This window comes from Hirschia maritima DSM 19733 (assembly GCF_000378345.1).
Classification (GTDB): Bacteria; Pseudomonadota; Alphaproteobacteria; order Caulobacterales; family Hyphomonadaceae; genus Hirschia; species Hirschia maritima.
Window position 1 is genome coordinate 582,383 of record NZ_KB899546.1, and the last position, 12,140, is coordinate 594,522.

Annotated in this window: 14 protein-coding genes; 7 read left to right on the top strand and 7 right to left on the bottom strand. The window is 43.2% G+C overall.

Annotated elements, in window-relative coordinates; all coding sequences use genetic code 11:
• Window positions 1-821: 821 nt before the first annotated feature.
• The 3 genes from F551_RS0111210 (at window position 822) to F551_RS0111220 (ending at window position 2,704) form a co-directional block, all read left to right on the top strand.
• A complete protein-coding gene (locus F551_RS0111210; protein ID WP_018997606.1) occupies window positions 822-1,409 on the top strand; it encodes a hypothetical protein in 588 nt (195 codons plus the stop codon).
• A gap of 179 nt (window positions 1,410-1,588) precedes the next feature.
• On the top strand, window positions 1,589-1,999 hold the full coding sequence (locus tag F551_RS0111215; protein WP_018997607.1) for a hypothetical protein: 411 nt from the start codon (window positions 1,589-1,591) through the stop codon (window positions 1,997-1,999).
• A gap of 144 nt (window positions 2,000-2,143) precedes the next feature.
• Window positions 2,144-2,704 carry a VOC family protein gene (locus tag F551_RS0111220; RefSeq protein ID WP_155825929.1) on the top strand — a complete coding sequence of 187 codons (561 nt, stop codon included), beginning with the start codon at window positions 2,144-2,146 and terminating at the stop codon, window positions 2,702-2,704.
• Window positions 2,705-2,782: 78 nt separating this feature from the next.
• Here the strand turns inward: F551_RS0111220 and nqrF are convergent, their stop codons facing one another.
• The 6 genes from nqrF to F551_RS0111250 are packed head-to-tail and all read right to left on the bottom strand — an operon-like array spanning window position 2,783 to window position 8,642.
• Complete coding sequence (nqrF, locus tag F551_RS0111225) at window positions 2,783-4,006, bottom strand: NADH:ubiquinone reductase (Na(+)-transporting) subunit F (RefSeq protein ID WP_018997609.1); 1,224 nt, start codon at window positions 4,004-4,006, stop codon at window positions 2,783-2,785.
• Between the two features lie 13 nt (window positions 4,007-4,019).
• Entirely contained in the window at window positions 4,020-4,628 is a 609-nt protein-coding gene (nqrE, locus tag F551_RS0111230; RefSeq protein ID WP_018997610.1) for an NADH:ubiquinone reductase (Na(+)-transporting) subunit E, read from the bottom strand.
• Window positions 4,628-5,281, bottom strand: coding sequence for an NADH:ubiquinone reductase (Na(+)-transporting) subunit D (locus F551_RS0111235; protein WP_018997611.1), 654 nt, complete (start codon window positions 5,279-5,281; stop codon window positions 4,628-4,630). The genes nqrE and F551_RS0111235 overlap by 1 nt, the downstream gene beginning before the upstream one ends.
• Complete coding sequence (locus tag F551_RS0111240; protein ID WP_018997612.1) at window positions 5,281-6,102, bottom strand: Na(+)-translocating NADH-quinone reductase subunit C; 822 nt, start codon at window positions 6,100-6,102, stop codon at window positions 5,281-5,283. The genes F551_RS0111235 and F551_RS0111240 overlap by 1 nt, the downstream gene beginning before the upstream one ends.
• Window positions 6,095-7,294, bottom strand: coding sequence for an NADH:ubiquinone reductase (Na(+)-transporting) subunit B (locus tag F551_RS0111245; RefSeq protein WP_018997613.1), 1,200 nt, complete (start codon window positions 7,292-7,294; stop codon window positions 6,095-6,097). The genes F551_RS0111240 and F551_RS0111245 overlap by 8 nt, the downstream gene beginning before the upstream one ends.
• 4 nt (window positions 7,295-7,298) lie before the next feature.
• Window positions 7,299-8,642 carry a Na(+)-translocating NADH-quinone reductase subunit A gene (locus tag F551_RS0111250; protein WP_026296799.1) on the bottom strand — a complete coding sequence of 448 codons (1,344 nt, stop codon included), beginning with the start codon at window positions 8,640-8,642 and terminating at the stop codon, window positions 7,299-7,301.
• A gap of 284 nt (window positions 8,643-8,926) precedes the next feature.
• Here F551_RS0111250 and F551_RS0111255 point away from each other — a divergent pair, with 284 nt between their 5' ends.
• Window positions 8,927-9,880 carry an FAD:protein FMN transferase gene (locus F551_RS0111255; protein WP_018997615.1) on the top strand — a complete coding sequence of 318 codons (954 nt, stop codon included), beginning with the start codon at window positions 8,927-8,929 and terminating at the stop codon, window positions 9,878-9,880.
• Window positions 9,877-10,104, top strand: a complete 228-nt coding sequence (gene nqrM, locus F551_RS0111260) for a (Na+)-NQR maturation NqrM (RefSeq protein WP_018997616.1) — start codon at window positions 9,877-9,879, stop codon at window positions 10,102-10,104. Before F551_RS0111255 ends, nqrM begins: the two co-directional genes overlap by 4 nt.
• A gap of 12 nt (window positions 10,105-10,116) precedes the next feature.
• Here nqrM and F551_RS0111265 read toward each other — a convergent pair whose 3' ends face one another.
• Window positions 10,117-10,305: a hypothetical protein gene (locus tag F551_RS0111265; RefSeq protein ID WP_018997617.1), complete on the bottom strand. Its 189-nt coding sequence runs from the start codon at window positions 10,303-10,305 to the stop codon at window positions 10,117-10,119.
• Window positions 10,306-10,383: 78 nt separating this feature from the next.
• On the opposite strand from F551_RS0111265, the gene F551_RS0111270 reads away from it, so the two are divergent.
• Together F551_RS0111270 and F551_RS0111275 are read left to right on the top strand one after the other, a co-directional pair.
• The gene (locus F551_RS0111270; RefSeq protein WP_026296801.1) at window positions 10,384-10,905 is read left to right on the top strand and encodes a CBS domain-containing protein; all 522 of its coding nucleotides are present in this window, start codon (window positions 10,384-10,386) and stop codon (window positions 10,903-10,905) included.
• A 131-nt stretch (window positions 10,906-11,036) separates the two neighbouring features.
• Entirely contained in the window at window positions 11,037-11,909 is an 873-nt protein-coding gene (locus F551_RS0111275; RefSeq protein WP_018997619.1) for an SDR family oxidoreductase, read from the top strand.
• Window positions 11,910-12,140: the final 231 nt, after the last annotated feature.

Sequence of the window (12,140 nt, forward strand, 5' to 3'; positions counted from 1 at the left end):
GGTCACAAGTTCGAACCTTGTACCGCGCACCATTTTTCTTTCAAACTATATTTGACGACGTATATTTGTGCCTTATTTAATATTTGGTTTTGTTGAATGCGCTAGACGATGTACCAAGTGTGGCAAATCATAAGTTGAGTTGGGGGAGGTGAATATTCAAATAAAAAATCAGATTTCGTGTTTTGTTAAAATAGCAACTGCCGCTGATATTGATTTGGTTGGGATGGGCGCAACTTCAGCTGTATCGATATATTATACTGCAGCATGCCCAAGCCAATGAGGCATTACTTTCATGGCGTGAACCCCATTCTATTTATTCTTCTTGTACTTCTGATGGCCCAATCTCAGGAGGTAATAGATTTTGCTGTTTTGTGGGCTCCTTTTCTTGTAATATCAAGTGTTTACTTCCAATCGGTAGTGAGGCTCGAAAGGCGGAAGCTGGCGAAACAAGATAGGTCAACGCAAATAGTTATATTTGTGTTTTTGTTAGTGGCAGTTTGCGCCATGCTATCGAAGAGATTTGAATGGATTTCAATTTGATTTGCTTAGAGAAAAAAAGGAAAGCGGATTGTTTAAGATTGGGTTGGAAGTAGTACTTTTAATTGTGACCATTGGTTTAATGGTACTTACTTCCATGGAATTCCCTTACAGTGTAATCGGGCTCATTTTGGGGGGAGTTACCTTATTTGTTGTATACCGTACTTCTACAATTCATTTTTATGCATACATTCTGATTTTCGTTGGATTATGCATAATTTTTTTATATAATGCATTCAAATGATTAGGAATTTTTTTGTGCAAGCAAGATAGACAATTAGTACATGAGTACGGATGCAAAAATACAACATTTTTGGAGCTGGTTTTCAAATCATTTGGAATTAGTGTTTCGAGTGGGAACCAAATGTTCAAGTGAAAAAGACTTCGTTGTTTTCGAAAAACAACTCAATGAGTTGGGTATTTCCTGTTGGGAATTGATCGGCCTCAATATTGTCGGGGAAACAAACACTTTCATATTCTCCCCAGCCGGAGATCCTGCTGCGCTTCAATTGACCAAAAAAATTGTACGACAGGCACCTGATATATCTGGATGGGCTTTTTTGCCCGCTAAACCTCCTAAAAAGTGGGAACGACGGTTTACATGGGGAAAAGCACGCATTCCAATTGATGCATCAAGTTGGAAGTTTTGTGTTTTTGAATATGAGGACGGTAAAGTCGATATTGTCTTGGATGGAAATTCAACAGGTCATATCAAGACTAATTCACTAGTCGCGCATTTTGTTGTAGAGGCCGAACTTGGAGAGCTATTGTATATAGAACGAGTCAATCAAGTGGATGTAGAAAACGACTTAAGTGCCGAATTGAGTAGGGTGGATGTTGACGCGCTGGCTGGTTTGATGAAGCAGCATTAGCAAGCTAAACGAATGTAGAATACATTTACGGGTGATTTAGTTGGGTGGTGTTTGTTTATCAATTCAGCAAAAATTGGAATTGCTGAAAGTCCGGATAACGTCTCGTTTACTATAGAGCCTGAACATTGAAGAAATCATGGAGACGCCGGGGCGGTCTCATATTCAAGACTGAAAATAAAATGACAACGTTTGATGAAAATGGGATCTTGGGGTTCTCAAACAATCTTCACGATTGTGAAATTACTAGCCTGTCTATAAAAAAAGAGCTTGTCGAAATTGGCATTGTTCATGAAAAAGACGGAGAATTGATGATTAAATTGAGTGGTGTCGTTAGAGCATCTTTTCGTGGCGATGCAATATACTCAGTTGTAGATCAACTTGTTTTGTCTCAGGTGAAGCCAGAAAATTTTGAAAGCATGGTAAGTTCATTTGAAGAGACTGAAGGAAGCCCTTTGATTTTAAACGTTAACTCCATAAAAGAAAAATGGGTTACAGAAAAGTATATGTGGCTAACTTGTGCATCACATGTTGGTATTGTGTTCGATATAGTATTTAAAAATATTCAATTACACTCGGCAGAAAAATTCTAACATAGCGAAATCTTCCCAAAATATTATTCGATCGTGGCTTTTCGTGCTTTCACTCAAGCCAAAGATATTTCTGATCCTCAAGACAGTTGACCTATTGAATGAAACATATACCGTGTAAATGGTATATCATTTGGTGGTGTTGAGATGAAAAATCAGATTTCGAGTTTTATTAAAATAGTGACCGTGGCGGGGATTGCCCTGACAGGAGCGGCGGCTTGTACGACGACGAATACCGGGCAATCAACTGTTAGCGCGGTACCTGTCCATAAAATGCCCCACATGAAGCGACCTAATCTGGTTGTGAGCGATATTGAGCGGTCGTTGACGATTTACCGCGATATACTGGGATTAGGGGCGAGTGAGGTACGTGAAGGCCCCAAGGATTCATACAGCTATCCGGTATTCAACTTTCCTGAGAATGCATCATTGCGATTTGTCTCTTTGCATGAGGCGGCAGAACAGAGAATTTTGAATTTAACTGAAGCAACAGGAATTCAATTGCCGAAGCCTCAATCAGCTCCGCATATGACAGCGCTTGTCATTGGTATTGAAGATCTAGAAGAGAAATTTGTTCAATTAGAAGCGCTTGGGCTGAAAATCATAGAACCCAGAATATCACAAGGACAAGACTTCAAATTTGTTGAGCAGGCTTTTGTCGATTTTGATGGGCATTTGGTCGTGTGTTATCAAACTCTTCCTGAGTAATTTTACCCAAATTTTGTAAGCATATAGAAAAAGGCCGAACTCCTTGATGAGAGTTCGGCCTTTTTTTATTTGGTTTATCTATCCACCAAAGTCATCGAGCATGATGTCTTCACGGTCTACACCAAGCTCAAGGAGCATGTTGATGACCGATTGGTTCATGATTGGCGGTCCACACATGTAATACTCACAGTCTTCTGGAGCAGGGTGGTTTTTCAGGTATTCTTCAAACAAGACATTGTGGATAAAGCCTTTATATCCATCCCAATCATCTTCAGGAAGCGCATCTGATAACGCCACGTGCCATTCAAAATTGTCAAATTCTTCGGCAAGAGTGTCGAAGTCTTCAACAAAGAACATTTCTTTCTTGGAGCGCGCTCCATACCAGAAACTAATTTTACGGTCGCGGTTTTCAAGGCGTTTCAATTGGTCGAAAATGTGTGATCGCATTGGAGCCATACCTGCACCACCACCGACAAAGACCATTTCTTTTTCGGTTTCACGTGCGAAGAATTCACCAAATGGACCAGAGATAGTCACTTCATCACCAGGCTTCAGGTTAAAGATGAAAGAAGACATTTGACCAGGAGGAATACCTTCTGCTCCAGGAGGAGGGGAAGCAACACGCACATTCAGCATGATGATCCCTTTTTCGTCTGGATAGTTGGCCATTGAATAGGCGCGTTCAACCGGCACATCAACAGTGGATTTGTATTGCCATAGATTAAAGCGATCCCAATCTTCTTTATACTCATCTTGGATATCAAAATCAGTATAGTTCAGCGCGTGAGGAGGTGCTTCAATCTGGATATAACCACCAGCACGGAAGTTCACGTCTTCACCTTCAGGAAGCTCAAGGACAAGTGCTTTAATAAATGTCGCCACATTGTCATTTGAGCGCACTTTACAGCGCCATTTCTTCACACCGAAGACTTCTTCAGGGACTTCAACCTGCATGTCTTGCTTTACTGCAACCTGACACGATAAGCGGTCACCACAAGCGGCTTCACGCTTTGTGATATGGCTTTGCTCAGTAGGGAGGATAGATCCACCACCTGCGTGCACTTTGACGCGACATTGAGCACATGTACCACCACCACCACAGGCAGATGGTACAAATAGTTTTTCAGCTGCAAGTGTTTGCAAAAGCTTACCACCAGCGGGAACTGAAACTGTTTTCTCACCATTGATCGTGATGTTTACATTCCCTGTAGACACGAGTTTTGAACGTGCCGTCAGGATTAATGTAACCAACGCTAAAACGATAAGCGTGAAAAGGATAATTCCGAGACTAAAAGTTTCCATATCCAAGCCTCCCTTATAGTTTAACGCCGCTGAAGGACATGAAGGCAAGAGCCATCAAACCTGCAGAGATGAATGTGATACCAAGGCCTTGAAGACCGTCTGGGATGTCTGAGTATTTCAGTTTTTCGCGAATCCCAGCCATTGCAGTAATTGCGAGAGCCCAACCAAATCCAGATGAAGCTCCGTATACGACTGATTCTGTCAGATCATAGCTTCTCTCCACCATGAACAGAGATCCACCAAGGATCGCACAGTTCACTGTGATCAATGGAAGGAATACCCCAAGCGCATTGTAGAGTGGTGGGAAGTACTTATCCAAAATCATCTCAAGAATTTGGACAAGCGCAGCGATCACACCAATGTATGAAATCAATCCAAGGAAAGTCAGATCAACTTCAGTGAAACCTGCCCAAGATAGAGCACCAGGCGCGAGTAAGTAGGTGAGGATTAGATTGTTTGCTGGTACTGTGATGGATTGTACAATCATCACAGAGATACCTAGACCAATCGCTGTGGATACTTTCTTGGAAACAGCCAAGAAAGTACACATACCGAGGAAGAATGAAAGTGCGAGATTCTCTACGAATATCGCCTTTACGGCAAGTGAAATGAGGTCTTGCATTAGTGCGCCTCGATTGTTTGGATCTTGTGTTCACGCTCTTCAACTTGAGCAGGTTTCCATGTGCGGAACGCCCAAATGAGTAGCCCGATAATGAAGAAGGCTGATGGAGGCAAAAGAAGCAGTCCGTTAGGAAGGTACCAGCCACCATTGTTTACTGTTGGAAGTACTGTAATTCCAAACAATGTGCCTGATCCAAATAGCTCGCGGATGAAACCAACAAGCATTAGAATTAGACCATAACCTAGCCCGTTACCTACACCATCAACAAAGCTGGCAAAGGGAGGGTTCTTCATTGCGAATGCCTCAGCGCGGCCCATCACGATACAGTTTGTGATGATCAATCCTACGAACACAGCAAGTGTTTTGGATATCTCAAACGCATAAGCTTTAAGAACCTGATCAACGAGGATAACCAAAGACGCAATAATCACCATCTGCACGATAATACGGATCGAACTAGGAATGTGATTACGCAGCATTGAGATGAACATGGATGCGAATGCCGTCACCAAAGTCACAGCGATTGTCATCACAAAGGCAACTTTTAGGGAAGATGTTACAGCAAGCGCTGAACAGATACCTAGAACCTGCAATGTGATCGGGTTGTTATCGACCAATGGGTCTATGAGTTGTTTTCTATATGTCTGAGCCATCAGATTTCTCCTGATTTCACGCGCTCAAGGAAGGGGCCATAGCCTTGCTCGCCCATCCAGAACTTTATCAGATTGTCGACACCAACAGATGTTAGTGTTGCGCCTGCCAGTCCATCTATGTGGTAATCTTTACCTGCAGGAGGAGCTGTTTTTGCTACCGTAATTGCAAGTTCGCCTTTGTCAGTGAAAAGTTTTTTACCCTTCCACAAATCTTTCCAGCGCGGATTATCAACTTCAGCACCAAGGCCAGGAGTTTCTCCATGTTGATAGAATTGTAGGCCGAAAATGTCGTTGGCGTTTTCTTCTACGGCAATGAAGCCATAAAGTGTTGACCAAAGACCATAGCCCTCAACCGGTAGAATTACCTTATCTAAGCCACCATCAGCATCACGAAGTAGATAAACAACGCGATACATTTGTTGTTTGCCTCCAAGGCCAGCTGGATCATCCGAAATGTCTTTTACAACAGATGGATCATCTTTAGCGGCCAGTTCTTCAAATGTCGCTATGTCGAACTTGTCTGTGAATTCGCCTGTCTTGATATCAAGAAGGTGAGGTTCAAATGCTGCGAAAGCTTCAGTTACGTTGATGCCTTCTTCATATACACCAGCAACCTGAAGCACGTTTACCTGTTTATCTTTCAGGCGGTTGGCTTCTTGTGTTGGGCGCAATGCTACAGCTGCAGCAGACACAATCATTGAAGCAACTAGACATAGCGTCACCGCTACAAAAATTGTCTTGCTTGGTGCGTCAGCTGGTTGCGCAAAAAAGCGAGCGATCGGATTTTTGCTCTTAGTGTTGTTTGTGTTTGAATCAGACATTTCGTTTCGCCCTGCGCTTAATGTTTGCTTGAACGACAAAGTAGTCAATGAGAGGTGCGAACACGTTACCAAATAGAATGGCTAGCATCATGCCTTCTGGGAAGGCTGGGTTGATCACGCGGATCATAACCACCATGAAACCAATGAGTGCACCATATATATAGCGTCCCATATTCGTGTGGGAGGCGGATACCGGTTCAGTCACCATAAAGGCAAGACCAAAGGCAAAACCACCAGTCACAAGGTGCCAATACCAAGGCATACCAAACATTGGGTTTGTATCAGAGCCGATAAAGTTCAATAGGTAACTGAAAGCGATCATTCCACCAAGACAACCAAGAACAAGACGCCAGTTAGCGATCTTAGTGAATAGAAGGAAAGCCAGACCAATTAAACAAGCAAGGGCTGATGTTTCACCAAGAGAACCTTGTTCGATACCGATAAATGCATCCATCCAAGTTGTGCCTTGAGTGATGATAGCTTCATAACCATCGCGTGCGGCAATACCTAGGTTTGTTGCGCCGGAGAAACCGTCAACAGGTGTCCAGATTGTGTCACCAGACATCTGAGCAGGGTAGGCAAAGTAAAGGAATGCACGGCCAGTTAGCGCTGGGTTTAGGAAGTTTTTCCCTGTACCACCAAACACTTCTTTACCGATAACAACACCAAATACGATACCCAGTGCAGCTTGCCAAAGAGGAACATCAGGTGGACAAATCAGTGCATAAAGCATTGAAGTTACAAGGAAACCCTCATTCACTTCGTGCTTGCGAACTGTTGCAAACAACACTTCAAAAATACCACCAACAACAAGTGTCGTGATATAGATCGGGAAGAAATAAAGGGCTCCATGGGCCATATTGGCGAACCAATTATTGGCATCCAAACCTATTCCCAATGTTTGAAGTATCCAAACACGCCAGCCTGAAGGTTCAAATGTCCCATAAGCAGAGTTCACTTGAAAACCTGTATTCCAGAAGGCCATCAAAATACATGGAATTGTTGCGAGTACGACATATGTCATTATGCGTTTCATATCGACATAAGAACGAGCGTGCGGTGCAACGGTAGTCACAGTCTTAGGTGTGAACATAAGACTTTCCACCATCTCATAGATGGGGAAAAGGGTTTCGTATTTACCGCCTTTTAGAAATTGCGGTTCGATTTTATCAAAGAAACTGCGCAGCCCCATAGCTTTACCCTTCCTTTTCAATTTTGGTCAGGCAATCTCGCAGCGCTAAACCATATTCATATTTAGCCGGGCAAGCGAAGCCGACGAGAGCGAGGTCTTCTTCATCAAGATCAAGTGCACCAAGTGCTTGAGCTGAATCTGTGTCCATCACCAACAAAGAACGAAGAAGTTGTGTTGGCAGATAATCCTGCGGCATCAATTCTTCAAATGTTCCTGTCGGAACCATTGCACGACGTCCACCATTTAAGTTGGAAGTAAAATTGAAGACTTTTTTTCCAAGTTGTGGAAGGAGGACCGGCTGGTAAGAGAACTTACTTGCCATAGGTCTTATCCAGCCACCTGGAATTTGCTTGCGGTCTTCTTCAATTACAGTGATTTGACGATCGTAGCGGCCAAGATATGCATCTGGGCCTTCTGTGCTGCGTCCACTCAGAATTGAACCGGAGATGGTCCGAAGAGGAACTGAATCATCTACTTCATTTGTCGTCAGATCATTTATTGATCCACCCAATACTGTTTTAATCAGGCGAGGGTTCTTAACTTGTGGCCCGGCCAATGAAATAACGCGTTCGCTATCCAACTTGCCTGTAAGCGCCAATCGCCCGATTGCGATAACGTCTTGATACCAGATAGTCCAAACGAACTTTTCAGTTGTTGGCGGGTTTAGAATATTTATGTGTGTACCAGGCAGCCCTGACGGGTGAGGGCCAGAAAAACTAGCTTTCTCAACATTTTCAGATGTACCAGCTGGAATGTCAGCTCCGTTTTCGTGGCAAACATATGTTTTACTGCCAGAAAGTTTGGAGATTACATCTACACCTTTTTCAAAAGCATCAGCAGCTTGTGAAATAATCAGGTCTGCTTTGGGAGCGTGTGGCTCTGAATCCATTGCAGTAATGAAAATTGCAGTTGGTGTAGTCGCTGGATCAGGCACTTTTGAATAGGGACGCGTTCTAAACGAAGTCCAAAGCCCCGACTTGCATAGCTTCTCAGTGATACCTTCTTTTGTGTCGATGTTTCCAACACTAGAGAAGTCAACTGGTTCTAAACCGTCATTGCTTGCTTCAATTTCAACACTGACTAAAACACGTCTAGCACCGCGATTGATTGCTTTAATGCGTCCAGAAATGGGTGAGGTTAATAGAACATCAGGCATGTCTTTGTGCATGAGGACTGGTGTTCCAGCGCCTACAGCCTCGCCCTCTTCGACGAGCATACGAGGCTTTAGGCCGATGTAATCAGCCCCAACGAGGCCAACGTGTCCTAGGTCCGGGCTAGGAGAGATTTCTTGGAGTGGAGAGCCTGCAACTGGCAGGTCCAAACCCCTTTTTAGATGGTAGTTCGACAAAGGATTACTACTCTGTTGTTTTGGTATTGCATTTGGATACTTTTGCTCTAGTGAGGTGTTCGTAATGCGAAATGCACGTAACCGCTAGCCTCTTTTGCTGATTTTGTTGCAATTCTCGTATGCACGAATGCAATTACTTATGGGTTTTTGCTGCCTTAACGAAAAGAACGCGCCAAAATCAAAGGCTATGGTACAAGATGTTACGCTTATTTCTCCCTATATTAATCTTAATTCTTAGTGGATGTGATTCGTCTCGTAAAAGCGTTAATTTTTCTGGAAAAACAATGGGAACGAGCTACAATGTCACAGTTGTAGTCACCAATGACCAAGGAAAAGTGGATCAAATTCAGGGTGCCATCGACGCAACGTTAGTTGATGTGAATGCCAAAATGTCGAATTGGGACCCTAATTCAGAAATTTCTAAATTTAATCGCAGTGAAAGTACGGATTTTCTTCCGATTTCAGAGCATTTGTACGAAGTTATGCACTCTGCAGAGCGAGTTCACAAAGCATCTTTAGGTCAATTAGATGTAACGCTGGGGCCGCTAATTGAGTTGTGGGGCTTTGGATCTAAAGAAAGAGAAAGTGAAACACCTTCCGCGGAAGCGATTGCGGCAGCTCTCGATCGAGTAGGGCTGTCTGAGGTGATTGAATTGCGGGATCAACCTGAGCTTTCGATGAAAAAGAAATACCCTGATACATCTGTTTATCTGGCTTCTTTAGCCAAGGGGTATGGAATTGATCGAGTTGCCTTGGCCATTGAAGATTTAGGTTTTAGTGATTTTATGGTTGAAATTGGCGGTGATATTTATGTTTCTGGCGAAAATGTGAAGTCAAAACCATGGCGGATCGGGGTTGAGCGCCCATCTGCGACAGAAATGGCTATTGAAAAAATCATCAGCACATCCAATTTAGGGATGGCGACATCTGGAGATTATCGCATCTATTTCGAGAAAGATGGTGTGCGGTATAGTCATATTATAGACGCTCAAACCGGGGCTCCAGTGACGCACAAAACGGCTTCTGTGACTGTTTTGGCTGAAAATGCGATGATGGCAGATGCATGGGCAACTGCTCTGCTCGTGTTAGGATCTGAAGCAGGGATGTCGATTGCAGAAAAAGAAGAGCTGGCAGTTCTTTTTATTGTGCGTGACGAGCAAGATAATTCTGGGTTCTCATTGGTTGCGAGCTCGAAGTTCGAAAAAATGCAACCAATGGAGATGGAGAAGACGAAATGATGACCTTCCTTTTAGCATTCCTATTGATGATCATTCTTATGGGAGGGATGGCCTTAGGGGTTTTGTTTAGCGGCAAGACAATTAAAGGAAGCTGTGGCGGGTTGAATGCCATTGTCGATGCAGACAAGTGTTTAGTCTGTAAAAAGGATATTGATCCAGACAGTCCTTTGCGTGAGCGGTTGCTATGTCCCCGTGCAAAGAAAATGGTAGCCGATATGGAATAACTGAGCCGATTATTAGCTCAGATCCAATGGAATAAAGGCAACAACCAATAAGCAAATGGCAGCCGTGCATCCATATAGCCAGCGTGCCCAGCTTACTTTTTCTTTTTTCCACTCTTTTCTAAAGCGATGTCCAGCAATGACAGCGAGAATAAACAGAGCAGTTGCCAATAAAGGTGGCAGTTGAAAATTAATTGCGGGCAAATCTATCTTCCATTTTGACTTTTGGACACTTTGTGTTCTTCTAGTATCATAACAATTAAAAATATACAGGAGGAACGCATGCCGACATCTTATCAGGCCCCTATGAAAGGGGATGATGATAAAAAATCCTGGGTAAGCCAGTCAAAACAAACGAATATGGCGACCGAACCAGGGAATGTTAGCAAATTACTTGAAAACAAGGGCGATGTTATATTTTCAATTCGTCCAGATCAAACACTGCATGAAGCCGTTATTATATTAAAAGAAAAACGCGTTGGTGCTCTGATCGTGACTGATGAAGCCGGTGAGCTTATTGGGATTTTATCAGAGCGCGATATCGTGCGTAAATTGGCTGAAACACCTGGGCAGACATTGCCTCAAAAAGTTGAAGACCTCATGACCAAGAAGGTTGAGGTGTGCGCACCGGATGAGACTCTTATATCTGTGCTTGCACGTATGACAAATGGTCGTTTCAGACACATGCCTGTCAAGTGTGATGATAAACTTTGCGGGATTGTGACTATCGGTGACGTCGTTCACTATAGATTGAATGAGCTTGAGCATGAAGCTTTGCAACTTAAGCAGATGATTGTCGGCTAACGCTATATTTATTATCGTATTGAAGAGGTGATTGAGGGAAATTTCAGTCACCTCTTTTTTTTAATGAGTTGTAAAAGATGACTGCGACTTGATGTGCTCACCAATTCTACAAACATGTTTGGTCTATTATTGTGAATTCTATTCAGGGAAAAATTCTTATCGCAGGCGCAACGGGTTATTTGGGGCGTCATGTTTTGGCAGAATTAAAATCTCGGAATCTTTCAGCTGTTGCGCTGGTGAGAACTGCTTCTCAAGCAAAGTCTTTGGAAGATGAAGGATTTGAGGCCCGGATTGGGCAGGTGACCTCTCCTGACACTCTCCGTGATGTTTTTGAGGGCGTAGAGGTTGTGTTCTCTTCTATAGGCATAACGCGCCAAAAGGATGGTCTGACTTACGATGACGTCGATTATCAGGGGAATTTAAATTTGTTGCGTGCCGCAAAGGCGGTGGGTGTTCGAAAATTCGGTTACACCTCTGTGTATAGAGGGGATGGATTTAGGCATGTGAAAATCATCGATGCTAAAGAGCGATTTGTAGATGCATTACGAGCTGAGGCAATTGAGAGCTGTGTTGTGCGTCCAACAGGTTTTTTCTCCGATATGGCGGATTTCTTTTCTATGGCCAAGCAGGGGAGGGTTTTCCTCTTTGGTAATGGGGAGGCTAAGCTAAATCCCATCGCTGGTGAAGATTTGGCGAAAGTTTGTGTGGATAGTCTTTTTGACAATTCCTTAGAAGTGAATGTTGGAGGACCCCAAACATATACTCAGAATGATATAGCAAGGCTTGCATTCAAGGTTCTGGGTACTCGTCCTGTTATCACTCATATTCCTATGAGAGTGGCAAAGTTCCTTCTTGGTTTTTCAAAATTGTTTGTGAAGCAAACGGATTATGGTCCAATCGAAATGTATATGACTGTATCCGATCATTCGATGGCTGCTCCTGAATATGGTATAAGAACCTTGGAGGACCATTTTCTCTCCATTAAAAATGATGCTGAGAAATAAAAAACGTTTTTTCTGAACTTTCCGATTGACGGTTAAGAGATAGGTGCATATAAGCCGCGTCTCTTCGCTGATTGAGGGTTAACGGATTGCTTGTTTGAGCGGTTTGTTGGTTCTGTTTTTGGTTGGTTTTTATAGGGTTTCAAACCCGCTAAAAATTAGTTGAAAATAGTGGTTGACGAGGATGAGGTGGATGGTTATACACCGCCTCTCTCCGCTGAGAACAAACAGTTC